Genomic DNA, 23,354 nt, shown 5'->3' with positions numbered 1-23,354 from the left:
CGCGGGGCGGCCGGCGGCCCGCCCCACGCCCTCGTAGTGCAGGCCGCAGGACCTCACGTAGGCAGGATCGTACAGATTGCGGGCGTCGAATACGGCCCGCGCGCGCAGGGTCTGGGCAAGGCCGCGGAAATCGGGCGACTTGAATTCGCGCCATTCGGTCATGACCACGAGCGCGTCGGCGCCGCGGCACGCGGCGCGGGCATCGTCGGCGATGGAGAATCCGTCCTGCCCCAGGGCGCGCAGCGCGTTCGCACCGGCCACGGGGTCGTAGCCGCGCACCGAAGCGCCGGCGCGCAACAGACGTCCGATCAGGTCGATGGAGGGCGCCTCTCGGATGTCGTCGGTGGCCGGCTTGAAGGCCAGCCCCCATACCGCGATGGTGCGGCCGGCCAGGCGGCCCCGGAAAAAGCGTTCGAGTTTTTCGTACAACAGCGTCCGCTGGCGGAGGTTGACCGCCTGCACGCTGCCCAATATATCGGCCGCCGCGCCATACTCGTCGGCCAGCCGTATCAACGCGCGCACATCCTTGGGCAGGCAGGACCCGCCGTATCCCGCCCCGGCATACAGGAAGTCGTAGCCGATGCGGGGATCCGCGCCGGTGCCCCGACGCACCGATTCGATGTCGGCGTCGACTTTCTCGGCCAGGCAGGCGAGTTCGTTCATCAGCGAGATCCGGGCCGCCAGCATCGCGTTCGAGGCGTACTTGGTGAACTCGGCCGACCGGATGTCCATGCAGATGAGCCGGTCGTGGTTGCGGTTGTAGGGCGCGTAGAGCGCGCGCAGCAAGGCGCCGTCATCGTCGTCGGACGTGCCGATCACGATGCGGTCCGGCCGCTGGAAGTCCTCGACCGCGTGGCCTTCCTTCAGGAACTCCGGATTGGAGGCCACCCGCAATTCGCACGGCGCGCCGCGACGAGCCAGCTCGGCTTCGACGACTTCGCGCACGCGGTCGCACGTGCCCACCGGGACGGTGGACTTGACCACCACCAGCAGGTCGCGCGTGGCCGAGCGCGCGACGTCTCCCGCCGCCTGCAACACCTGGCCGATGTCCGCCGCGCCATCCTCCCTCGAGGGCGTACCCACCGCGATGAAGACGGCGTCGGCATCCGCCACGGCAGCCGGCAGGTCGTCGGTGAACACCAGCCTGCCCGCCGCCGCATTGCGCGCGACGAGCGTGTCCAGCCCGGGTTCATAGATGGGCAGGTGGCCGCCCCGCAGCAGATGCAGCCGGGCGGCGTCGCGATCCACGCAATGCACCCGGTTGCCCACGTCGGCCAGGCAGGCTCCGGTCACGAGTCCCACATAGCCGGCGCCGATGACGGCGAGATTCATGGCCTTGCTCCCTTTGGATATCGGTACCCCCATCCAGCAAGTTCCATTCCCCCGGCGAACGCCTCAATCTGGTTACACCTGTTCCCGCCGGCCGGTGGCAAGGTAGCCGCCATGAGCCCATCACTCTCTTCCCTGACCATCGTTTCCCCGCACCTGGACGATGCCGTGTTCAGCTGCGGCACGTTGCTCGAGCGGACACCCGGGGCCACGGTCGTCACCGTTTTCGCCGGAACGCCCCGGGACGCCCCGCTGACCGACTGGGATCGGCAATGCGGCTTCGCAAGCGCGCAAGCAGCCATGCAGGCGCGCCGGACCGAGGACGCCAAGGCGCTGGCGATGCTGGGCGCCAGCCCGGTATGGCTGGACCTGCTGGACGCGCAGTACGGCGGCGCCTATCGGCCGGAGGACATCGAGCAGCATCTCGCCCCCTGCCTGGACCGCCGGCGCGGCGGCATGGTGGCCGTGCCGCTGGGCCTGTTCCACTCCGATCATCAGGTGGTCCATGAGGCGTGCCTGCGCCTGCATGCGGGGCATCCGGAACTCGAGTGGCTGTGCTACGAGGACGCCTTGTACCGCCGACTGCCGGGCCTGCTGCAGGACCGCCTGGCCTCGCTGCTGCGATCGGGATGGCGGCTCACGCCGGTCATCGCGCCAACCTCCGCGTCAGGCGCCAAGGCGCGCGCCGTAAGGGCCTATGCGAGCCAGTTGCGCGCCTTCGGCGAAGGCGGCTACGAGGATACGGACCTGCCTGAACGACTCTGGAGGCTGGAGCGCCATGACATCGGCTGAACCCCGCGTCACCGTCGTGGTACTGACTCATGACAGGTGCGACGAAGTGCTGCGCACGGTCGGCGGACTGAGCGCACTGCCCGACAGGGTACGGCGGTGCGTGGTGGACAACGGCAGCCGGGACGGAAGCGCGGACGCGCTGCGCGCGGCCTTTCCCGGCGTGCACGTCATCGAGGCCGGCGGCAACCTGGGCGCCGCCGGGCGCAACCTGGGCGTACGGTGGGCCCGCACGCCCTACGTCGCGTTCTGCGACGACGACACCTGCTGGCAGCCTCATTCGCTGGACCTGGCCGCCGACATCCTGGACCGCCATCCGGACATCGCCGTGCTTTGCGCACAGGTACAGGTGGGTGACGACGGACGGCCCGATCCCGCATGCGAGCGCATGGCGCGCAGTCCGCTGCCGTCGCGCGGGATGCCGGGCAAGGCCCTGCTCGGCTTCCTGGCCGGTGCCGCCGTCATGCGGACCTGCGCCTTCCTCGAGACCGGGGGCTATCATCCCGCCTTCTTCATCGGGGCCGAGGAAGCGTTGATGGCCCTGGACTTCGCGGCGGCAGGCTGGCGCATGGTCTATTGCCCGCGCATCTTCACACGCCACTACCCATCTGCCCGGCGCGACGCTCCGCTGCGGCGGCAACTGCTGGCCCGCAACGAGATCTGGACGGCGTGGCTGCGCCTGCCCCTGGCCGAGGCAGGCCGTGAAACCCTGCGTATCCTGCGCGGCCTGCGGGGAACCGCCCGCCTTGGCGTTGCCTGGTCGGCGTTGCGGGGACTGCTGTGGATTCCCGGCCAGCGCCGGGTCGTTCCGCCGCAAGTCCTGGCCATGCGGCGGACGCTGGCGCACGATGCGCAGGCCGGCGCGGGCCCCGTGCCGCTGCCGGGCCGGCGCTCGGCCCCATCCTCGCGCGAACGCTGACGCTACCCGGATTCCCCGGGTATGCATATTGCTGTGGGCCGCGTTCCGGCGCGACCGCGCCGCCACGGGAGTCCGTCGTCCATGGCCCAGGACCCGAGCGCCAAGCCCCTCGTTCAACAACTCGCCCGCACGCTGGGGCCGCCCATATGGGCGGCGCGACGGCGGGTGCTCACGGCGCTTGCCCTGCTCATCCTGGCCAAGCTGGTCATGGTCGCGGTTCCCATGGTGCTCAAGAGCGTCGTGGACGAATTGAGCCAGCCCACCCATCCCCTGGTGCTGCCCGTCTTCCTGCTGCTGGCCTATGCGCTGCTGCGCTTCCTGGGCACCCTGTTCAACGAACTGCGAGACGTGGTGTTTTCGCCGGTGCTGCACCAGGTGGTGGCCGAGTTCAACGAGCGCACGTTCGCGCATCTGCACCGCCTGGGGCCGCGCTTCCACATCGCACGCCAGACAGGATCGCTGGCGCGCGACGTGGACCGCGGCTCGGCGGGAATCACGTTCCTGCTCGGCACCACGCTGTTCACCGTCGTGCCGACCCTGTTCGAGATCGGCGTGGTCGCGGTCGTCCTGTCCATCGGCTACGACATCTGGTTCACCGTCATCGTGGTGCTGGCGTTGCTGGGCTACGGCATCTTCACCTTCGCGCTGACCGAACGCCGGGCCGCGCTGCAGCGGGAGATGAACGTTGCGGATTCGGCCACCAGCGGACGCCTGGTCGATACCCTGCTGAACTACGAAACCGTCAAGTTCTACACCAACGAACGCTACGAGCTGGTGCGTTTTCGCAAGCTGCTGGAACGATGGCGCCAGGCGGGCGTGGCCAACCAGCACGCCCTGTCCGTGCTGCACGTCGGCCAGAGCGCCATCATCGCGATGGGCGTGGCCTCGGTCATGCTGCTGGCCGGCCGCGAGGTGGTCCTGGACCACATGACCGTGGGCAGCCTGGTTCTGGTGAATGCCTACATCATCCAGATCAGCCTGCCGCTCAATACGCTGGGCATGGTGTTCCGCCAGTCCAAGGACGCCATCATCAACGCGGAACGCCTGTTCGCGCTGCTGGACACGCCGCCCGAAGCGGACGAGGCGCGCCAGTTGCCGCCGCTGGATTTCAAGCGGGGCGAGGTACGGTTCGAATCGGTCGATTTCAGCTACGAGCCCGGCCGGCAGATACTCTGGAACGTGGACTTCCGGATCCCGCCCGGCGCGACGGTGGCCGTGGTGGGCGGCAGCGGCTCGGGGAAATCGACGCTGGCGCGACTGCTGTTCCGCTTCTACGAACCCGACACCGGCCGGATCACCATCGACGATCAGGACCTGGCCGGCGTCGACCAGAAGAGCCTGCGCGCCCATATCGGCATGGTGCCGCAGGACACCGCGCTGTTCAACGAGACCGTGGCCTACAACATCGCCTACGGACGGCCCGGCGCCTCGATGGCGGAAATCATCGAAGCGGCGCGGGCCGCGCGCATCCACGAGTTCATCAATGCCCTGCCCGCCCAGTACGACACGATGGTGGGCGAACGCGGCGTGAAGCTGTCCGGCGGCGAGCGCCAGCGCATCGCGATCGCCCGCGCGATCCTGAAGAATCCTCCCATTCTCATCTTCGACGAGGCGACCTCGGCGCTGGACACCATGGCCGAACGCGCCATCCAGACCGAGCTCGCGCAGCTCTCGCGCGACCGGACCACGCTCATCATCGCCCACCGGCTGTCCACCGTGGTCGATGCCGACGAGATCCTGGTGCTGGACCAGGGCCGCATCGTCGAGCGGGGTACGCACGAAGCCCTGCTGGCCGGCCAGGGCATGTATGCCCAGATGTGGAACCTGCAACTCAAACAGAGCGAGCTGGAACGCACCAGCCGCCAGCTCAGCAGGCAGCCCGTCAACATGGTGGCGCTGGTCGCCAGCGTGCTGGACGGCCTGCGTCCGCTGATCGAGGAACGCGCCATCGAGCTCTACACCTTCATGGGATCCCATCCCTATCGGGTCACCGGCGACCCCAGCACCTTGCAGCAAGTCGTGTCCGAGCTTTGCATGAACGCCATCGCCGTCAGCCCCCCTGGCGGCCGCATGGAACTGCGGCTGGATACGACGGACGGCAACGCGCAGTTGTCCATCACCGACGGGCGCGATGACGAGGCCATCGTCGCACTGGAGCACGGCGCCGCGCCGCCGCCCTTGCCGCCGGACGGCTCGGCGGTCTTCGACCCCATGCACATCCGGGCGGTGGTCGAGGGCCAGGGCGGCAAGCTCACGACGCACGCCGTCCGCACCGGCCGGGGCGAGACGCGGGTGCTCAGCCTGCCCCTGCGCGCAGTCGCCGAGGAAACGCCCCCCGCGCACGGCAAGGCGGGCGAGGTCTTGCTGGACGGCATCACAGTGATGGCGGTCGATGACCAGGCCGAGGTGCTGGAGCAGATCGGCGCCGTGCTGGAGACCTACCGCGCGAAGGTCCTGCCCATGGACTCCGGCCGCGCCGCCCTGTCGTACCTGGAACGCACCCCTTCGGAACAATGGCCGGACGTACTGTTGTGCGACCTGTCGCTGGGCGACGAGGACGGCCACCAGGTCCTGCAGGAGATCCGGGCCCTCGAATCCCGGCGCTCGATCTCGCTGCCGGACCTCATGCCGGCCGTCGCGTTGACGGGGCGCACCCAACCCATGGACCGCATGCGCGCGCTGCTGGCGGGATTCCAGGTTCACCTGGCCAAGCCCGTGAACCCCGACGAACTGGCCGCCACGGTCGCCACGCTGGCGCGCGACCACGCCCGGCCCGCTCCCCCGCCCGGCCCGGCCGCCTGAGCTTGTCCGACATTCCCACGACAGAGGAGTATCCCCATGAACGGCAATCCCTTCCTGGCCTCGGCCCCCACGGTGTCCGCGCCGAGCTTCTACGCGGACAGGCAGGCCGCGGCGCAGGCCGTCCGCATGGCGATGCCGATGATCGAAGCCGCGATGCGCGATCCCCACGTCGGCGACAGCGGCTTTCTTTATCTCGTCATCATGGACCCGGCCAGTTGTCCCGATCGCGACCAGTTCGAAGAAGCCATCCTCTACGAGCACGCGGTGGGCGACCCGGAGCAGTGGGACGCCGACTATGCCGCCTTCGCGCGCGGCAAGGCCCGGATCAGCTGGCGCACGGGACTCGAAAGCCATCTCGTGCAGACCGCCTATCCGCACCTGTTGCAGAAGAACGACTCCACGCTGTGGGGCACCGCGTGCCTGGACGGCTACGTGGTCGCGTCCAGCGGCGTCAACCCTTGGTACGACGAAGCCTTCGCGATGACGGTCGCGGCCTGCCTGCGGGCGATCGTCAAGGGCCGCGCGCTGTCGGAGTCCCGAGGACTGGTCCTGTAGGCAAACCCGGCAAGAAGTTCACGCTTGTGTAGACCTTACTGGTGAAGCCGGGAGCCCCATGGGCACTGGAGCCGCTTCTCGGGCCGGGAACGGAAGATGCCATGGCTGCCCCTGTAGTTGTGCTGATCAACGAAAGGGACATCACCATGCGCACCATCGCCCTCGTCAGTGAACATGCTTCCCCGCTGGCTCCTCCCGGCAGCGTGGACAGCGGCGGCCAGAACATCTATGTCGCCCACCTGGCGCGCGAACTCGCGGCCCAGGGCAACCGGGTCGACGTATTCACCCGCCAGGACGATCCCTCGCTCCCCCGCACGCTGGCCTGGCAGCCCGGCGTGCGGGTCATCCATGTTCCCGCCGGACCGGCGCGCCCGATCCCCAAGGAAGCGCTGCTGCCATACATGGGGCACTTCTCGGAGTTCCTGCTTCACTACTTCCGCAACAACTGGCCAATCTACGACGTCGTCCACGCCAATTTCTTCATGTCCGGGCTGGCGGCCCTGCCGGTCACGCGGGAATTCGGCGTGCCGCTGGTCATGACCTTCCATGCGCTGGACCGCGTGCGCCGCAAGCATCAGGGCAGTGCCGACCAGTTTCCCGCGGAACGCTATGCCATCGAGCTCGAGCTCGTGCGCCGGGCCGAGAAGCTGATCGCCGAATGCCCGCAGGACCTGGAAGACCTGGTCGAGCACTATGCCGCCGACCCGGCGAAGATAGACATCATTCCCTGCGGCTTCGACGCCACCGAGCTCGCCCCCATGGACCGGACCGCCGCGCGCATGGCCCTGGGATGGGAGCCGGGACGGTTCACGCTGCTCCAGCTCGGCCGCATGGTGCCGCGCAAGGGCGTGGACAACGTCATCCGCGCACTTGCCATCCTGCGCCGCCGCCATGGCGTGGACGCCGTCCTGCGCGTGGTGGGAGGCGACGCGGTGCGGCCCGACGACCTGGCCACGCCCGAACTGGGACGGCTGCGCGGCATCGCGGACGAGAAAGGCGTGAGCGAGGCGGTGCACTTCTGCGGAAGGTGCGACCGCGACCGCCTGTCGATGTTCTACGGAGCCTGCGACGTGTTCGTCACCACGCCCTGGTACGAGCCCTTCGGCATCACGCCGGTCGAGGCCATGGCCTGCGCGCGGCCGGTGGTGGGCGCCGCGGTGGGCGGCATACGGTCGACCGTCATCGATGGCAAGACCGGCTATCTCGTCCCGCCCCGCGACCCCGAGGCGCTGGCCGAACGCCTGGCCTTTCTGGCGCGGCACGAACAGACCGCCAGGCGACTGGGGCGCAATGGCCTGCGGCGCGCGCAGAAGATGTTCACCTGGACCTTCGTTGCCCGCGACATGCTGCGCGCCTACGCCGGCCTGACCCAGGCGCCGACCGCGTCCCGCCGCATGCGGCGGGAACCCATGGCCGAGCCCGCGCTGGCCGCCAAATGACTTCAAGGAGAAATGCATGACATCCCGGACACCTACGAACATGGCGGGCAGGACGGTACTGGTGACAGGCGGCGGCCAGGGGCTGGGCGCGGCGATATGCCAGGAACTCGCCGCCGACGGAGCCCATGTGCTGATCGGCGACATCGACGAGGGCAAGGCCCATGCGATGGCCCGGCGCATCGGCGCGCACACCGACGCGATCGGTTTCGACGTGGGCAACGAAAGCGACGTGCGGGCGGCCATCGATCGCGCGATTTCGCGCTTCGGCCACCTGGATGCCGTGGTCAACAATGCCGCGATCGACCTGACCGTCCCCATAGACGAGCTGGGATTGGCGGACTGGGAGCGCATCCTGCGCACCAACCTGACCGGCCCCTTCCTGGTGTCCCGGCACGCGTGCGCCCACATGAAGGAACGCGGGCATGGCCATATCGTCAATATCGCCTCGACGGCGTCCAAGCGCGCCTGGCCCAACGCCGCCGTGTACCACGCCACCAAATGGGGCCTGCTGGGCCTGTCGCATGCGCTGCACGCCGAGCTTCGCCCCCAGGGCATCAAGGTCTCGGCGGTGGTCGCCGGCGGCATGCGCACGCCTTTCCTGCTGGACCGCTTTCCCGACATCGACGCGGGCACGCTCCAGGATCCGGCCAACGTGGCGCGCACCGTGCGCTTCGTCCTGCTGCAACCCGATGAAACCGTCATACCGGAGGTGATGGTACTGCCGATGCGAGAAACGTCATGGCCTTGAAACCGGCGGTATTCCTGGACAAGGACGGCACGCTGCTGGTGAACGACGCCTACAACGTCGATCCCGCGCGGATGCGGCTGGATGAAGGCGTGGAAGCGGGGCTGCGCCGCCTGGGAAGCACGGGCGCCCCGATGGTCGTCATCACCAACCAGCCGGGCGTCGCGCTGGGACTGTTCGAGGAAGAGGCGCTGATCGGCGTGCATCTCCAGCTCGCCCGCATGTTCGAGAACGCCCATGCGAGGCTGCACGGATTCTATTACTGCCCCCACCTGGCACGCGGGGTGCGCCGCCCCTACGCCCTGCCCTGCACCTGCCGCAAGCCCCAGCCCGGACTGCTGCGCCAGGCCGCGCGCGACCTGGACCTGGACCTGGAACGCTCCTGGTTCATCGGCGACATCCTGGACGACGTGGAGGCCGGCCGGCGCGCCGGCTGCCGCACCGTGCTGCTGAACAACGGCCACGAGACCGAATGGGTGCGCGGCCCGTTCCGCGAGCCCGACTACATCGTGGACGGATTCGAACAGGCCGCGGCCATCGTGGCGGTGGCGCTGCGCGCCAGGGAGGTGGCATGAACGCGGCCATTCATGGCGACGACGTCGCGCAGCGCCTGGACGAGGACACGGCCCGCGCGGATTGGGACCGGGCGGCGAACGTCCTGTGTGTCCGGCTGGACAACCTGGGCGACGTGCTGATGACCACACCGGCGGTACGTGCCCTGAAGGGCGCCACGGCCGGCCGGCGCATCACGCTGCTGTGCTCGCCGGCGGGCGCGCGCCTGGCCCCCTACCTGCCCAGCGTGGATGCGGCGATCGCCTACGACGCGCCCTGGGTGAAGAACCTGCGCACCGCCAACCCCGCCCCCGACCTGGCGATGATCGAACGATTGCGCGCCGGGAACTTCGATGCGGCGGTGATCTTCACGGTCTATAGCCAGAGCGCGCTGCCCGCGGCCCTGATGTGCAGGCTGGCCGGCATCCCTCGCATCCTGGCCCACGCGCGCGAGAACCCCTACCGGCTGGTCACGCAGTGGGTCAAGGACGACGCCCCCATGGACGGCGGGCGCCATGAAACCCGCCGGCAACTCGATCTGGTGGCATCGATCGGCGTGCGCCCGGCCGCCGAAGGACTGGAGTTCGCCGTGCGGCCGGCCGACCGCGAGACCATGCGGGGAAAGCTTGCCGCGCGCGGCATCGCCGACGTGGCCTCGTGCATCGTGGTCCATCCGGGCGCCAGCGCGCCCTCGCGGCGCTATCCGCCCGAGTTGTTCGCGCAGGTCGTCCGCGAATTGTCCGCCGCCGCTCCCGTCGTCTTGACCGGGGATGCCGGCGAACGGCCGCTGGCCGGGCACGTCAACGTCCTGGCGGGCGGACGCGCGACCGACATGTCGGGCGAGCTGGGCCTGGGGGAACTGGGCGCGCTATTGGCCGACGCGGCGGTACTGGTATCGAACAACAGCGGACCCGTGCACCTGGCCGCGGCCGTCGGCACGCCGGTGGCCGACCTGTATGCGCTGACCAATCCCCAGCACGCGCCCTGGGGGGTCGAGCATCGGCTGCTGAATCGCGACGTGCCGTGCAAGTACTGCTACCGCAGCGTCTGCCCGGAAGGCCATCACGCCTGCCTGACGGGCGTCGACCCCGCGGCCGTCGTCCAGGCAGCGCACGAACTGCTGGCGTGGCGGCGTCACTCCCCCGCCGCCACACAGGCCGCCTGAACACCTTTCAAGGAGTCCGTCCATGTACACACTGGGAATCAACGCGGTCTACCACGACTGTTCCGCCACGCTGGTCCGCGACGGCGTGGTGCTGGCGGCGGCGGAAGAGGAGCGGTTCTCCCGCGTCAAGCATGGCAAGCGCCCGCTGCCGTTCACGACATGGCAACTGCCCTTCCACGCCATCGACTACTGCCTGGCGCAGGCGGGCATCGACATCCACCAGGTCGACCACTTCGCCTACTCGTACGACCCGTCCCTGCTGCTGCAGGAGCAGGCCGCGGACGGCCACATCACCCTGCCGCTGGAGCCCTCGCGCAGCGGCAGCCCCACGGCCACGAGTTCTCCTTGGGACCCCCTGTTCCTGTCCTACGTGGTCAACGCGCCGCGGCAACTGGCCGACGGCGCCCCGCATCACCTGCAGGAACGCTTTCGCGGAGCCACGTCCGGCGACATCCAGCGCCGCTGGCACTTCGTCGAGCACCACCTGGCGCACGAGGCCAGCGCCTTCCTGGCCGCTCCCTTCGACGATACCGCGGTCCTGACGATGGACGGCCGGGGCGAGCGCGCAACCACCAGCTACGGGCACTACGTCGACGGCAGCTACCGCCGGATCAAGCAGATCGATCTTCCCCACTCGCTGGGCCTGCTCTACGAGGAAGTCACCCGCCATCTCGGATTCCTGCATTCTTCCGACGAATACAAGGTGATGGCGCTGGCTTCCTTCGGCCAACCGCGCCATGCGGATTTCTTCGAGGAGGTCATGCGCGTGGGCGACGATGGCGGCTATACGGTATCGCCGCTGTCGCTGGCGCAGCGCTTCGGTCCGGCGCGACTGCGCGGCGGCCCCCTGGAGCAGCACCACTACGATCTGGCCAGGTCGCTGCAGTTCGCGCTGGAACAGACGGTCGAGCGCATGGCACGGTGGCTGCATCGCGAGACGGGCTCGCCCAATCTCTGCATGGCCGGCGGCGTGGCGCTGAACTGCGTCATGAACGCGCGCCTGCGCGAACGCGGTCCCTTTCGCGAGGTCTGGGTGCAACCCGCCGCGGGTGATTCCGGCACGTCCCTGGGCGCCGCGCTATGGGTGGACAGCCAGCAGCGCCCGGGACAAGGCCGCAGCTGGACCATGGATCATGCCTTCCTCGGGCCGGCGTTCGACGATGACGAGATCGAGGCGTTCCTGCAACGCTCGAAGCTGCCCTACCGCAAGCCGGCGGACATCGCCGAGGCCACCGCGGAGCTGCTGGCCCAGGACAAGATCATAGGGTGGTTCCAGGGCCGCATGGAATTCGGTCCCCGGGCCCTGGGCGCCCGGTCCATCCTGGCCTCGCCCATCTCCCCGGACATGCAATCCCGGCTCAACGAGATCAAGGACCGCGAGGATTTCCGCCCGGTGGCGCCGGTCGTCATGGAAGAACGCGCGCGAGAATGGTTCGCCACGTCCCGCCCGGGCCCCATCGTCGCGCCCTTCATGCTGTTCGTCTTCGACGTGCTGGCGGACAAGGCCGACCGCATCCCGGCCGTGCGCCACACCGACGGAACCGCCCGGGTGCAGACGGTGCGGCGCGAACAGCATCCCGCGTACTACGACCTGATCGCGGCGTTCGAGCGGCGCACGGGGGTGCCCGTGCTGGTGAACACCTCCTTCAATACCCGCGGGGAACCGGTCGTGTGCTCGCCGCGCGATGCGATCGAATGCTTCTGGACTTCCCCGCTCGATGCCCTGGCCATCGGCTCCTTCCTGCTGGAGAAAGCGGCATGAACGGCATTTCGGACTTGTTGGTGTCGGTGGTCGTGCCGACGTATCGCCGGCCCGACATGCTGCAACGCTGCCTGCGGGCGCTGACGTGGCAGGACATCGATCCCCGCCGCTTCGAGATACTGGTGGTCGACGATGGGCCCGATCGCCACACCCGGCGCGTGGTGGAGACGCTCGCGCGGGAACACGCCCCACGTGGACTGACCGTGCGCTATCTCGAGGCGGAAGGCACGCAGGGGCCGTCGGGCGCGCGCAACCGGGGTTGGGAACAGGCGCGTGCGGCGGTCGTGGCCTTCACCGACGACGACACGATTCCCACCCCGTCCTGGCTGCGCCATGGCCTGGATGCGATGACGGACGGGGTCGATGCCGTGGTGGGCCGGATACGCGTACCGCTGCCGGACAGGCCGCGCGATCACGAACGAGATACGGGAGGACTGGAACGGGCGGAATTCGCCACGGCCAACTGCCTGGTGCGCAAGCGCGCGCTCGTCGCCGTCGGCGGCTTCGACGAACGGTTCACGCTGGCCTGGCGGGAGGACTCCGACCTGCAATTCATGTTGCTGGCGCGCGGGCATCGCATCGCCAGGGCCGAGGACGCCATCGTCCTGCATCCCGTCAGGCCCGCTCCCATCGGCATCAGCGTGGGCCAGCAGCGCAAGGTGTTCTTCGATGCCCTTCTCTACAAGAAACATCCGTCGCTCTACCGCTCCCGCATACGCCGCCGGCCGCCCTGGAATTACTTCGCCATCGTCGCCGGCGCACTGGCCACCGTCACGGGCGCGGCGGCCGGTCTCGCCTGGCTCGCGTGGGGCGGACTGGCGATCTGGTCGGCCCTGACGCTGCATTTCTGCATCGCGCGGCTGCGCGGCGCGTCGCTCGCGCCGTCGCACGTGATCGAGATGCTGGTCACGTCGGTGCTCATTCCCCCGCTTTCGCTATTCTGGAGATTGCGCGGGGCCTGGCATTTCAAGGCGAGGTTCCTATGACGCGCGTACCCGGCTCCCATCCGCTGTGGCAGCCCGAACCCGGCCGCATCGCCGTGTTCCGCGCGCTGCAACTGGGCGACATGCTGTGCACCGTGCCGGCGTTGCGGGCCTTGCGCGCGCGCTTTCCCCGGGCCCGCATCACCCTGATCGGCCTGGCCGGCGCAAAGGCGTTCCAGCAACGCTTCGCCAACTATGTCGATGAACTGGCCCCCTTTCCGGGAATGGAAGGAATGCCGGAACAGCCGTTCCGCGAGGACGCGTTGCCTGCCTTCTTCGACTGGGCCCGGGCGCAGCGCTTCGACGTCGCCCTGCAATTGCACGGCAGCGGCCGCTTGACCAACGATATCGTTCGCCGCCTGGGAGCGGCGCGCATCGCCGGCTTCCAGCCCGGACAGGCGCGCGATTCCGAACGCGACGCCTGGTGGCTGGCCTGGCCCGACCACCTGCCCGAAGTCGAACGCTATCTGGCGCTGATGCGGTTCCTGGACATTCCCTGCCCCGACGCCACGCTGGAGTTCCCGTTGACGGACGAAGACCGCGATTCGGCCGCCATGCTGGCCGGGCAGGAAGGACTCAGGCCGGGCCGCACGGTGCTCGTCCACCCCGGCGCCCGCCTGTCGTCGCGCCGTTGGCCGGCCGAACGCTATGCCGCCGTGGCCTCCGCGATCGCCCGGACAGGCTTCGACGTGGCGTTGACGGGAACCGACGAAGAACGCCCCCTGACGCGCCAGGTGGCCCGGCTGGCCAGCGAGCCGCTGCGCGACCTGACCGGCCGCACGGGCCTGGGCACGCTGGCGGCGATGCTCGAACGCAGCCGCCTGCTGGTCTGCAACGATACCGGCGTCTCCCATGTGGCGGCGGCGATGCGCACGCCCAGCGTGGTGATCGCCAGCGGCAGCGACGTACATCGCTGGGCGCCGGCCGACCGCTCGCGGCACGTGGTGCTCTGGCACCACGTCGCCTGCCGGCCCTGCGCCTTCCCCGACTGTCCGATCGGCCACCCGTGCGCGCTCGGAGTCAAGGCCTCGGACGTGATCCTCCAGGCCGAACGCATGCTTTGCAAGGAGCCCACTCATGCCTGAAACCCTCGCGCGGCCACTGCGCATCCTGACCTGGCACGTACACGGCAACTATCTTTACTACCTGACACAGGTGCCGCACGAATTCCATGTCGTCATCCGCCCCGAGGGCGGCCCCGGCTACGCGCCGCTGGGCCCCGGACTGCCCTGGGGCCGCAACGTCCACGAGGTTTCCGCGGACAAGGTGCGCGACATGCGCTTCGACTGCGTGCTCTACCAGTCCAAGCAGGCCTACCTGGAGGACAGGGAGCAACTGCTGTCGGCCGCGCAGCGCCAGTTGCCCCAGATCTATCTGGAGCACGACCCGCCGCAGCTGCATCCGACCAACACGGTGCACTGGTTCCAGGAGCCGCGCGGAACCCTGGTGCACGTCACGCCGTTCAATGCCCTGATGTGGGATAGCGGCTGCACTCCCATGCGGGTAGTCGAGCATGGCGTGCGGCTTCCGCCCGACGTCGAGTACCAGGGCACGACGCCGCGCGGGATCGTCGTCGTGAACCACCTGAAACGGCGCGGCCGTCGCCTGGGGGCCGATGTCTTCGATGCCCTGCGTGCGCGCGTTCCGCTGGACCTGGCCGGCATGGATGCGCAGTCGCTGGGCGGCCTGGGCGAAGTGCCCAACCTGGAGCTGCCGGCGCTCATGGCCCGCTATCGGTTCTTCTTCAATCCCATACGCTATACCAGCCTGGGCCTGGCGGTGGTGGAAGCCATGATGGCCGGCGTTCCCGTCGTCGGCCTGGCCACCACGGAGATGAGCACGGTGATCGAGAACGGCGTCAACGGCTACGTGGACACGCGCCTGGACTGCCTGGCCGATGTCATGCACGAGCTGCTGGCCGATCCCGAACTGGCGCGCGCCTGGGGCCAGGAGGCGCGCCTGCGCGCCTTGCAGCGCTTCGGCATCGACCGCTTCGTGCGCGACTGGATGGACGTCTTCGCACAAGCGACCCGCACGGCCGCCGAGCACGTCGACCAACCCGAGGAGATGTCATCATGAACCCGCGCCTGCCACGCCGCGTCGTCGTCACCGGAGGCGCCGGCTTCCTGGGATCGCACCTGTGCACCCGCCTGATCGAGGCCGGGCACGAAGTCCTGTGCGTCGACAATTTCTATACCGGCACCAAGGCCAACATCGCGCACCTGATCGGCCACCCCTCGTTCGAGCTGCTGCGCCACGACATCACCTTCCCGCTCTACATCGAGGCCGACGAGATCTACAACCTCGCCTGCCCGGCCTCGCCGGTGCACTACCAGCACGACCCCGTGCAGACCACCAAGACTTGCGTGCACGGCTCCATCAACATGCTGGGCCTGGCCCGGAGGCTGAACGCCCGTATCCTGCAGGCGTCGACCAGCGAGGTGTACGGCGACCCCGACCGCCATCCCCAGCGCGAGGACTATTGGGGCCACGTCAACCCCAACGGGATACGCGCCTGCTACGACGAAGGCAAGCGATGCGCGGAGACACTGTTCGCCGATTACCAGCGCCAGTACGGACTGCAGGTCAAGATCGCCCGCATCTTCAACACCTACGGTCCCCGCATGCGGCCCGACGACGGCCGCGTGGTATCCAATCTCATCATGCAGGCGCTTGCAGGCGAGCCCATGACCGTCTATGGCGACGGCGGGCAGACACGGTCATTCTGCTACGTGGACGACCTGATCGACGGCCTGGTGCGCCTGATGAACAGCCCCGATGATTTCCACGGGCCGGTCAATCTGGGCAACACCCACGAAACCACGGTGCTCGATATCGCGCGCACGATCCGCGGCCTGGCCGGCTCGGCTTCGGACATCGAACTGCGGCCGCTGCCCCAGGACGATCCGGTCAGGCGCTGCCCCGACATCGATCTCGCCCGCCGCATGCTGGGATGGGAGCCGGCTACGCCCCTGGAAGAAGGACTGCGCCGCACCCTGGACTATTTCCGGGAGCATTTCTTCCAGCATGCACCCGCTCCCGCCGCCAACGTTGTAACCAGCTTTGCTCATGCGGCCGCCAGTCCGCCCTAGGATCTACAATCTGCCGGCAGACATGCTGGCGCCCTGCCGTGCAGCGCTGTCCCACGCGTGGCCATATATGCCGGGAGGGGCTATGAGACTGGCCGACTTCATCGACGCGAACCTGGACCTGCTTCTAAGCGACTGGCGCGCGTTCGCCCGGCAACTGGACCTGCGGCGAACGGCCGTATCCGAGCACGCCTTGCAGACCTCGGCCCGGTCGCTGCTGCGGCAGCTTGCCGCGGACCTGCGGGCCCAGCCCCACGAGCCCTCCGCCGGACACCGGCCGTCCGGCGCCACCCGCCTGGCGCACGTCCATGCCCGCAACCGGCTGCGGGCCGGCTTTACCCTGACCGAGATGGTGTCGGAGTTCTGCGCGTTGCGTGCCAACATCCTGGAACGATGGGCGCGCGAAAACGGTGAAATGGACGCCCAAGCCCACGACGACCTGGTTCGCTTCAACCAGGCGCTGGACCAGGCGCTGAAGGAATCGATCTCCCGCTATTCAGCGGGCCTCGAGCGGGCGCGCGATCTGTTCGTCGGCATTCTCGCCCACGACTTGCGGACGCCGCTGGGCGCCATCGCCATGTCCGCGCAGGCGCTCATGCTCGCCGACGAACTGCCCGGCCGGTGCCGGGAAGCCGCCACGCGCATCGGACACAGCGGCTCGCGCATGCAGCGCATGATCGACGACCTGCTGGACTTTACCCGTACCCGCCTGGGCAGTCCGCTGCCGCTGGCGCTCTCGAACGCCAACCTGGAAGACATCTGCACGCGCGCCCTGGACGAGATCCGGGCCATCCATCCCGAGCAGACTTTTCTGCTGGAATGCCACGGACGGCTTGCCGGCCGCTGGGACGCCAATCGCCTCGCCCAGCTGCTGGCCAACCTGCTGGGCAACGCGGTCCAGCATGGCTACGCCGGCCGCCCGGTCGCGCTGCGGGTGCGCCGCGACGAGGGCTGCGTGATCGCCGAAGTCCATAACGAGGGAGCGCCGATCCCGCCTCACATGCGGCACCAGATCTTCGACCCGCTGATGCGAGGACAGCGTCCCGGCACCGAGCGACGCCGTACGGGGCTGGGGCTCGGCCTGTACATCGCCCGGCAGATCGCGGTGGCACACCGGGGCACGCTGACCGTCGCCTCGTCCGAATCGGGCACCACCTTCACCTTATGGCTGCCCGACGATCCGTCCCCGGACTGACACGGCGTTGCTCAGCTCCGGTTGTCCGTCTCCGGGGCGTCTGGCGTCTGGTTTCCCGGGTCGGCGGCGGTCTCCCGATCGACGCCCACCGGCAGTCCGATGCGCGAGGGCATGCTGTTCGGATCCACGGGATGATTGCCGATGGTGCGTTCGCGCCCGGCTTGCCCATCCCGCTCGCGCGGCGGGGTGCCGGCCTGTTCCTGCTGTTCGTGATCCGGCAGTTCGGTCAATTCGGCACCCGGATCTTCATTGCCGGTCTCGTCCACCGCGGCTTCGGGCAGGTTGGCGGGGGCGGAGGGGCCGCCGGGGCGATGCGCGGACGATGGGGGCTGGCCGCGCCTGGAGTCGATGGGCATGGTGGTCTCCTTGGAATCACTGCATCGATCAGCAATGCGCGTGCCCGCCGCCCGGACGCCCGCTGCGTCAGGCGGCTTGCTCCAGTATCTCGCCGTAGCATGCGGCATGTCGCGCAACCATCGCCTCGTCGGTGAACCGCTCCACGTAGCGCCGGCGGGCGGCGCCGCCCCAGGCCCGGACCTGCCCGGGCTCCAGCCAGAATCGATCCAGCGCGGCTCCCAGTGCACGGGCATCGCCAGGAGGGACGACCAGGCCGGTTTCCTCGTTCAGGTTGATGTAGCTCGTGCCCGTTCCGACTTCGCAGGAGATCATGGGCAACCCATGGACAGATGCCTCGACCAGCGCCAGCCCGTAGGCTTCGTCGCGGCGACAGGACGGCAGGACGAAGCCGTATGCCGCGGCCAGCAGATCGTGCTTGTCCTCGTCGTCCAGCGGTCCCAGGAAACGTATGTTGCGCAGCCCTGCCGCCCGGGCATGGGCGTCGAGCGAGGACCGCTCGGGCCCGTCTCCGGCGACGGCCAGGGGGTAATCGCGCCCTTCCATGGCGTCCAGCAGGTGATGCAGGCCCTTGTAGTCGCGCAAGCCCCCCAGGAACACGAAGAAGCGCTGGCCGATGCGTTGCCGCCAGCGCCACACGGCCTCGGGATCGCGCGCAGGAACATCCTCGACGCCCGTGGGCACCACTTCCGTCCGCTGCTGCAGCCCGCGCAGGACCGCACTGCCCGCCAGGTAATTCGGCGAAGTCACGATGATGCGCCGCATGCGGTGCAGGAAACCGTCTCGCGCGGACCGGGCCAGGAATCCGCCGCCCGCCGCATCGGCATGGACCGTCGCCAGGGCCGGCACCGCCACGCGGCCCAGCAGGTAGGCCCATTGGGCGCATGGCCATGGAAAGTGGAAGTGCAGCAGGTCGGCCCACGCAGCCTCGCCGCGGAACCTGGCGATGAAAGAGGGAGAAACGCCACTGCGCCATGCGGGATAGCGCTTGATGCGATATCCGGACAGATCGGCCTCGTCGCAGCCCCCACGCGCCGACACGGTCAACACGCGGCTGTCGATCCCGTGGGCGCCGCCCTTGGAAGCGATGCCGTGGACGGAACGCTCGGCAACGCCGCATCCATCGGGAAAATAGACTCTGCAAATATGGAGCACGCGCATGGAGAAAAACGAACCTTGCTCGAAGCGCAGTCCATTCTACCGGCCATGGCGGGCGGGAGTCGATGCTCCAGCGTGCGAATCCTCCCTCTGATCGGCGCTTTCCCTTCAGGTCTTGCGCCAGTACAGCAGCGTCAAGAAACCGATGCACGCAGCCAGTACCACGGCCATGGTGCCGAACGCCCCGGTCACCGTGAAGGCCTCCGAGAACGACCCCACGAGCAGATAGCCGAAAGGCATGGTGCCGTTGTAGGCCATGCCGTAGAGGCCGACCAGGGCGCCGCGGACGGACTCCGGGCAGCGCCGCTGGATGGTCGCGTTGGTGGAGGTGGCCGAGAAGCTCAGGCAGAAGCCCAGCAGCACGAAGGCGGCTCCACTGACGACGCTGCTCCAGCTCGTGGACAACAGGGCCAGCGCCGCGCACGCGATCCAGGGGGCGAACCGCAGCAGACTGGCGGTGCGCGACGCGATGGACGAGGACAGGACGACCGCGGCGGCCAGCGCCCCCATGCCCGCGCAGGCGAAGAACACGCCGGTGTAGCGGGCGGCGTCGTGGAAGACCCGGTCCGCCAGCAGCGGCACGAGCGTCTGGTAGCTGCCTGCCAGCAGGCCCATGCAGGCCAGGATGGACAGGTACTTGGCGGTGAAGCGGTCGTCCAGCACGTAGACCAGTGCATTGCGCAGCCCTCCCCGGTCGTGCGAGGGCGATGCCGCCGCCGTCGCGCGGCGCGGCATCGATCGCACGCACCAGGCCATGAACACCAGCGCGGCGGCATAGGTCAGGAAGGCCGCCGCCTGGCCGAACGTGGGATAGATGATGGCGGCCATGCTCGGCCCGACCATGCGCCCCACGTTGTAGACCATGGTGTTCATGGCGATGGCGTTGGGCAGCAGCGCCGGATCCTCCAGGCCGGTCAGCAGCAGGACCTGGCGCGATGGGGTCTCGATCGCGTTCAGCACGCCGGCGCACAGTGCCAGGGCCAGGATGATGGGCAAGGTCAGCCAGTGCAGCATCGACAGCACCGCGAGGACGCAGGCGACGGTCATCGAGGAATAGAGCACGCTCAGCGTAGACCGGCGCGCGTTGCCCGCGTTGACCCGCGCCCCCGCCAGCGGCGCGATCACCAGCTGCGGTCCGTACAGCAGGAAATTGAGCAGGGCGAGCACGGCGGCCGAGCCCGACAGATGGTAGACGACCAGGTTGAGCGTCACGTTCTGGGTCCAGCTGCCCAGCACCGACACCCCCTGCCCCATCAGGTAGCGCCGCATCGTGGGTTCGGACAATGCGGGAAATACGCGTTCGAGCTGCAGCATGGGAGGGGCGGCGTGAGTGGGCGGGACGTCCCAGGATGTTAGCTCACGGCGCTTCGCCCCCGCCCGCCAGCCTGCCGGCGCCCAGCAGGGCTTCCCGGCACTGCAGCATGAGCGCCTGCAGCGTCTGCGCGAAGGGCTCGACCGCCCGCGAGAAGCCGGCGGCCGGCCCCAGCGACAGCATGCCTTCCTCGTGCAGGCCCTGGGCATAGGCGTAGTCACGTGCGCGATGGCCGCGTATCCATTCGCCGAAGGCTTCGTAGCTGCGGGCCCCTTCGTTTTCCAACCGCGCCACGCGGCGCGCGTTTTCGTTGTCCAGGACGCGCCAGGTATCGCCCAACGTGGACAGCACGGTGCGCGAGCAGTGTTCGTCCGCCTCGACCACGCGCTGCTTGTAGGCCGGATGCGCCGGTGTCTCTGCCGCCGTGGTGAAGCGGCTGCCCATGACCACGCCCGCCGCCCCCATGGCCAGCGCGGCGGCGATCTGCCTGCCGTGGCCGATGCCTCCTCCCAGCGCGAGCGGGATCGACAGGCGGTCCAGCGCGAAGGCGCCGTTGACGAAGGTCGGCAACGGGTTGGAGCCGGGATGCCCGCCTTCTTCCATGCCAACCAGGGTGACCGCGTCGACCCCCATGCGTTCGGCCGCGACGGCGTGGCGGATGTGGGCGCATTTGTGCACGACCACGGCGCCCGCCTCGCGCAGCGCGGGCAGCAGCGGGGAAGGCGGCAGGCCGGCGGTCTCGAAATGGCGCACGCCTTCGTCCAGGGCGACGCGCAGCATGTCGGACACGATGTCGTTGGCGCCCTGGCGCCGCGACAGCGTGAGATTCACGCCATAGGCCTTGCCCGAGGTCAGCGCGCGGCATTTCTGGAGTTGTTCCCGGAAGGCGCCGACATCGGCCGAGGAGCGGGACGTGATGAAGCCCATGGCTCCCGCATTGACGGCCGCGGCCACCAGCGAGGCGTCCGACAGCCACATCATCCCGCCCAGCAGCACGGGATAGCGGATGCCGAAGAGGCGAGTAATGGGCGTATCGATGGCCGGAGCCTGGGGAGCGGATGCGGAGTTCATGCGTAGCGCCTGCCGAGCAGGAAGATGGGTTGCAGTTCGGCCGCGAGCTTGACCAGCGCGGGCCCGATTTCGTCCAGGATGGCTTCCACCGGCAGGGCCGACGCCGGGCCGCCGCAACTGATGGCATAGCGGTCGTTGCCCTGTACCACGATGGCGGTGGCGACGGTGTTGACGTGATGCTGCGGCCGGCAATGGATGACGAAACCGCGCTCGTCGTACAGGTCCACGGCGTCCTGGAACGCCTGCAGGGCCTCGGGCCCGGGCGCGCCCGCCTCGGCCAGCGCCAGGTCTCGTTCGCCGCCGGCTCCCGAGGCCAGGTAGGCCCAGCCGATCGCGCTGCGGTACAGGGGGATGCGCGACCCCACCCGCAGGTTCATCAGCAGCGGCGAGTCGCCCTGGCAGCGCGCCAGGTACACGATGCTGTCGCCGTCCCGCCGCCCCAGCGCGACGGCCGCCTGGTAGCGATCGGCCAATTCCTGCATGCGCGGCCGCGCGATGTCCAGCGACTCCTGGCCTGCCAGCGCGGCGCCCCCCAGCGCCACGGCCGCGGGCCCCAGGCGCAGCTTGTCCGCGCCGGACTCCATGACCAGGTAGCCGAGTTTCTGCAAGGTATGGGCGAGCCGCCACACCGTGGGTTGGGGCAACCCGGTGCGGGCGGCGATCTCGGTCGTGCCGAGCTGGCGGTGTTCCGCGTCGAAGCAGCGCAGGATCTCCAGCCCGCGTGCCAGCGCCACGACGAACTGGCGGTCTTCGGGTTCGGAGCGAGCGGGAGCGTCGGCCATGCAGCCTCCAGGGATTGACGGACGGAAAGCTTGGACGTTAATCTGAATCCGTTTAGCGAATTACTAATTCGCTGTGCAAATTATAAAGGAGACGCATGTCAAACGCAAGTGCGCCCGCCATTGGCGATGCCGCCGTGCTTGCCGATCTGGAGCGAGTCGTCCTGTGGCCCGGGCATTGCGGCCATGGCCAGGCGGCGTGGCCCTTCGCGGCCCAGGTCCTGCGCCGCGCGCGGCGCGTGGCGGTCATCGCCGACCCGCGGGTCTGGCCGCTGGCATCACCGGCGCTGCAACGCGCGGCGGACCGGGCCGGCTGCCGCATCGCCGCCGTGTACGACGGCGTGCGCCCCAATCCGTCGCTGGACGAGGTTCGCGCCGCGGCGGCCGCGATCCGCGCGGACCGATGCGACGCGCTGGTAGCGATCGGCGGCGGCAGCGCGATCGACACCGCCAAGGTGGCCTACGCCACCGTGTTCGGCGGCCAGGCCGACCCCGCCGACCTGCTGGCCCCCGGCAATGCCTGGATGGCTGGCGCCCCGCAGGCCGACGACCCGCTCTTCCTGGCCGTGCCCACCACCGCCGGCACCGGCAGCGAAAGCAGCACCGCCGCGCTCGTCAAGGACGAGCACGGCCGCAAACTGATGTTCCGCAGCGCGCGCAGCCGTCCGGGAGCCGTGGTCCTGGCCCCGGAACTGACGCTGGGGCTGCCGCGCGCGGCCACTGCCGCCGGCGGCTTCGACGCGCTGCTGCATGCCATGGGGGCCCTGGTCAACGACTGCGACGCTCCGGTGGGCGCGGCCCTGGCCGCCGAATCCCTGGTCCGGGCGCTTCATGCCTATCCGCGCGTCCTGGCCACGCCCGACGATGCCGACGCGCGTGCCGCCATGCTGATGGCCAGCTACCTGGCCGGCGTCGCGATAGGAATGAAGCGCGTGGATGCCGTGCATGGATTGTGCACGCCGCTCGAAGGCCGGGTGGACATGGCCCATGCCGAAGTCCTGGCCGCCATCTTCGATCCCATCGCGGACCACACCGCCCGGAAAGCCGCCGCCAGCTACGCCCGTGCGGCGCGCCGTTGCGGCCTGGCCGGCCCCGATGAAGACGACGCGCAGGCCGCCGGCCGCCTGCTGGACGCGATACGCCGCATGCGCGCCCTGGGCGGGCTGCCCGACCGCCCGCCGCCGCTGGCGCTGACACGCGACGACGCCCTGGCGCTGGCCGACCAGGCCCTGCTCAGCCCATCGACCCGGCTCAACCCGCGCGCCCTCGACCGCGACGACATCGCCGGCCTCTACCTGGACATCGCCGCGCGCAGCCAAGCCGCCCCATCCACCGTCATCCTTCCCGCCCCGTAGC

21 protein-coding genes are annotated in these 23,354 nt (G+C 69.2%); 15 read left to right on the top strand and 6 right to left on the bottom strand.

From position 1 onward, the window contains the following. Positions 1-1,332, bottom strand: a 1,332-nt coding sequence (locus N5K27_RS24115; protein ID WP_279819617.1) for a UDP-glucose/GDP-mannose dehydrogenase family protein, incomplete at its 3' end; no start/stop codon positions are given. Between the two features lie 111 nt (positions 1,333-1,443). On the opposite strand from N5K27_RS24115, the gene N5K27_RS24110 reads away from it, so the two are divergent. The 14 genes from N5K27_RS24110 to N5K27_RS24045 all read left to right on the top strand — a co-directional run bounded on the left by N5K27_RS24110 (position 1,444) and on the right by N5K27_RS24045 (position 17,324). Further along, positions 1,444-2,121, top strand: a complete 678-nt coding sequence (locus N5K27_RS24110) for a PIG-L family deacetylase (protein ID WP_165963021.1) — start codon at positions 1,444-1,446, stop codon at positions 2,119-2,121. Next, complete coding sequence (locus N5K27_RS24105) at positions 2,108-3,037, top strand: glycosyltransferase (RefSeq protein ID WP_087837556.1); 930 nt, start codon at positions 2,108-2,110, stop codon at positions 3,035-3,037. Before N5K27_RS24110 ends, N5K27_RS24105 begins: the two co-directional genes overlap by 14 nt. Before the next feature lie 81 nt (positions 3,038-3,118). Next, complete coding sequence (locus tag N5K27_RS24100) at positions 3,119-5,839, top strand: ATP-binding cassette domain-containing protein (protein ID WP_279819613.1); 2,721 nt, start codon at positions 3,119-3,121, stop codon at positions 5,837-5,839. Positions 5,840-5,875: 36 nt separating this feature from the next. Beyond that, positions 5,876-6,394 (top strand): hypothetical protein, encoded by a 519-nt coding sequence (locus tag N5K27_RS24095; protein ID WP_087837554.1) that lies wholly within the window; start codon positions 5,876-5,878, stop codon positions 6,392-6,394. 146 nt (positions 6,395-6,540) lie between these two features. Next, positions 6,541-7,833 (top strand): glycosyltransferase, encoded by a 1,293-nt coding sequence (locus N5K27_RS24090; RefSeq protein ID WP_132979160.1) that lies wholly within the window; start codon positions 6,541-6,543, stop codon positions 7,831-7,833. A gap of 16 nt (positions 7,834-7,849) precedes the next feature. After that, complete coding sequence (locus tag N5K27_RS24085; RefSeq protein WP_087837553.1) at positions 7,850-8,581, top strand: SDR family oxidoreductase; 732 nt, start codon at positions 7,850-7,852, stop codon at positions 8,579-8,581. Continuing rightward, on the top strand, positions 8,572-9,153 hold the full coding sequence (locus N5K27_RS24080) for an HAD-IIIA family hydrolase (protein ID WP_087837552.1): 582 nt from the start codon (positions 8,572-8,574) through the stop codon (positions 9,151-9,153). Before N5K27_RS24085 ends, N5K27_RS24080 begins: the two co-directional genes overlap by 10 nt. After that, on the top strand, positions 9,150-10,295 hold the full coding sequence (locus N5K27_RS24075) for a glycosyltransferase family 9 protein (protein ID WP_087837551.1): 1,146 nt from the start codon (positions 9,150-9,152) through the stop codon (positions 10,293-10,295). The genes N5K27_RS24080 and N5K27_RS24075 overlap by 4 nt, the downstream gene beginning before the upstream one ends. 22 nt (positions 10,296-10,317) lie before the next feature. Then, on the top strand, positions 10,318-12,057 hold the full coding sequence (locus N5K27_RS24070) for a carbamoyltransferase C-terminal domain-containing protein (protein WP_279819607.1): 1,740 nt from the start codon (positions 10,318-10,320) through the stop codon (positions 12,055-12,057). Further along, positions 12,054-13,043 (top strand): glycosyltransferase, encoded by a 990-nt coding sequence (locus tag N5K27_RS24065; RefSeq protein WP_254914556.1) that lies wholly within the window; start codon positions 12,054-12,056, stop codon positions 13,041-13,043. The genes N5K27_RS24070 and N5K27_RS24065 overlap by 4 nt, the downstream gene beginning before the upstream one ends. Further along, entirely contained in the window at positions 13,040-14,125 is a 1,086-nt protein-coding gene (locus tag N5K27_RS24060) for a glycosyltransferase family 9 protein (protein ID WP_279819603.1), read from the top strand. Before N5K27_RS24065 ends, N5K27_RS24060 begins: the two co-directional genes overlap by 4 nt. Beyond that, on the top strand, positions 14,118-15,119 hold the full coding sequence (locus tag N5K27_RS24055) for a glycosyltransferase family 4 protein (protein ID WP_087837547.1): 1,002 nt from the start codon (positions 14,118-14,120) through the stop codon (positions 15,117-15,119). The genes N5K27_RS24060 and N5K27_RS24055 overlap by 8 nt, the downstream gene beginning before the upstream one ends. Beyond that, entirely contained in the window at positions 15,116-16,132 is a 1,017-nt protein-coding gene (locus N5K27_RS24050; RefSeq protein ID WP_087837546.1) for a UDP-glucuronic acid decarboxylase family protein, read from the top strand. The genes N5K27_RS24055 and N5K27_RS24050 overlap by 4 nt, the downstream gene beginning before the upstream one ends. Before the next feature lie 82 nt (positions 16,133-16,214). Continuing rightward, the gene (locus N5K27_RS24045) at positions 16,215-17,324 is read left to right on the top strand and encodes a sensor histidine kinase (protein ID WP_176400663.1); all 1,110 of its coding nucleotides are present in this window, start codon (positions 16,215-16,217) and stop codon (positions 17,322-17,324) included. An 11-nt stretch (positions 17,325-17,335) separates the two neighbouring features. Here the strand turns inward: N5K27_RS24045 and N5K27_RS24040 are convergent, their stop codons facing one another. From N5K27_RS24040 to N5K27_RS24020, 5 genes are all read right to left on the bottom strand, one after another. Then, entirely contained in the window at positions 17,336-17,680 is a 345-nt protein-coding gene (locus N5K27_RS24040; RefSeq protein ID WP_087837544.1) for a hypothetical protein, read from the bottom strand. 67 nt (positions 17,681-17,747) lie between these two features. Continuing rightward, a complete protein-coding gene (locus N5K27_RS24035) occupies positions 17,748-18,839 on the bottom strand; it encodes a glycosyltransferase (RefSeq protein WP_279819595.1) in 1,092 nt (363 codons plus the stop codon). Between the two features lie 105 nt (positions 18,840-18,944). Beyond that, positions 18,945-20,150: an MFS transporter gene (locus tag N5K27_RS24030; protein WP_087837542.1), complete on the bottom strand. Its 1,206-nt coding sequence runs from the start codon at positions 20,148-20,150 to the stop codon at positions 18,945-18,947. 43 nt (positions 20,151-20,193) lie between these two features. Continuing rightward, complete coding sequence (locus N5K27_RS24025) at positions 20,194-21,219, bottom strand: nitronate monooxygenase (protein ID WP_279819592.1); 1,026 nt, start codon at positions 21,217-21,219, stop codon at positions 20,194-20,196. Beyond that, the gene (locus tag N5K27_RS24020) at positions 21,216-22,001 is read right to left on the bottom strand and encodes an IclR family transcriptional regulator (RefSeq protein ID WP_087837540.1); all 786 of its coding nucleotides are present in this window, start codon (positions 21,999-22,001) and stop codon (positions 21,216-21,218) included. The genes N5K27_RS24025 and N5K27_RS24020 overlap by 4 nt, the downstream gene beginning before the upstream one ends. A 95-nt stretch (positions 22,002-22,096) precedes the next feature. Between N5K27_RS24020 and N5K27_RS24015 the strand changes: the two genes are divergently transcribed. Next, positions 22,097-23,353 carry an iron-containing alcohol dehydrogenase gene (locus N5K27_RS24015; protein ID WP_279819588.1) on the top strand — a complete coding sequence of 419 codons (1,257 nt, stop codon included), beginning with the start codon at positions 22,097-22,099 and terminating at the stop codon, positions 23,351-23,353. Position 23,354: the final 1 nt, after the last annotated feature.

Origin of the sequence: Pigmentiphaga sp. GD03639 (assembly GCF_029845405.1) — a bacterium.
In the GTDB taxonomy this organism is placed as follows: Bacteria; Pseudomonadota; Gammaproteobacteria; order Burkholderiales; family Burkholderiaceae_B; genus Pigmentiphaga; species Pigmentiphaga daeguensis.
Note: the sequence above shows the minus strand (reverse complement) of the source record. Positions and strands in the feature narration are given on the sequence as shown.

Coding starts and splice junctions, on each gene's coding strand:
- N5K27_RS24040 (WP_087837544.1), bottom strand. CDS start 17,680: ATGCCCATCGACTCCAGGCGCGGCCAGCCCCCATCGTCCGCGCATCGC.
- N5K27_RS24025 (WP_279819592.1), bottom strand. CDS start 21,219: ATGAACTCCGCATCCGCTCCCCAGGCTCCGGCCATCGATACGCCCATT.
- N5K27_RS24035 (WP_279819595.1), bottom strand. CDS start 18,839: ATGCGCGTGCTCCATATTTGCAGAGTCTATTTTCCCGATGGATGCGGC.
- N5K27_RS24055 (WP_087837547.1), top strand. CDS start 14,118: ATGCCTGAAACCCTCGCGCGGCCACTGCGCATCCTGACCTGGCACGTA.
- N5K27_RS24105 (WP_087837556.1), top strand. CDS start 2,108: ATGACATCGGCTGAACCCCGCGTCACCGTCGTGGTACTGACTCATGAC.
- N5K27_RS24015 (WP_279819588.1), top strand. CDS start 22,097: ATGTCAAACGCAAGTGCGCCCGCCATTGGCGATGCCGCCGTGCTTGCC.
- N5K27_RS24110 (WP_165963021.1), top strand. CDS start 1,444: ATGAGCCCATCACTCTCTTCCCTGACCATCGTTTCCCCGCACCTGGAC.
- N5K27_RS24020 (WP_087837540.1), bottom strand. CDS start 22,001: ATGGCCGACGCTCCCGCTCGCTCCGAACCCGAAGACCGCCAGTTCGTC.
- N5K27_RS24085 (WP_087837553.1), top strand. CDS start 7,850: ATGACATCCCGGACACCTACGAACATGGCGGGCAGGACGGTACTGGTG.
- N5K27_RS24100 (WP_279819613.1), top strand. CDS start 3,119: ATGGCCCAGGACCCGAGCGCCAAGCCCCTCGTTCAACAACTCGCCCGC.
- N5K27_RS24095 (WP_087837554.1), top strand. CDS start 5,876: ATGAACGGCAATCCCTTCCTGGCCTCGGCCCCCACGGTGTCCGCGCCG.
- N5K27_RS24065 (WP_254914556.1), top strand. CDS start 12,054: ATGAACGGCATTTCGGACTTGTTGGTGTCGGTGGTCGTGCCGACGTAT.
- N5K27_RS24070 (WP_279819607.1), top strand. CDS start 10,318: ATGTACACACTGGGAATCAACGCGGTCTACCACGACTGTTCCGCCACG.
- N5K27_RS24030 (WP_087837542.1), bottom strand. CDS start 20,150: ATGCTGCAGCTCGAACGCGTATTTCCCGCATTGTCCGAACCCACGATG.
- N5K27_RS24045 (WP_176400663.1), top strand. CDS start 16,215: ATGAGACTGGCCGACTTCATCGACGCGAACCTGGACCTGCTTCTAAGC.
- N5K27_RS24060 (WP_279819603.1), top strand. CDS start 13,040: ATGACGCGCGTACCCGGCTCCCATCCGCTGTGGCAGCCCGAACCCGGC.
- N5K27_RS24050 (WP_087837546.1), top strand. CDS start 15,116: ATGAACCCGCGCCTGCCACGCCGCGTCGTCGTCACCGGAGGCGCCGGC.
- N5K27_RS24080 (WP_087837552.1), top strand. CDS start 8,572: ATGGCCTTGAAACCGGCGGTATTCCTGGACAAGGACGGCACGCTGCTG.
- N5K27_RS24075 (WP_087837551.1), top strand. CDS start 9,150: ATGAACGCGGCCATTCATGGCGACGACGTCGCGCAGCGCCTGGACGAG.
- N5K27_RS24090 (WP_132979160.1), top strand. CDS start 6,541: ATGCGCACCATCGCCCTCGTCAGTGAACATGCTTCCCCGCTGGCTCCT.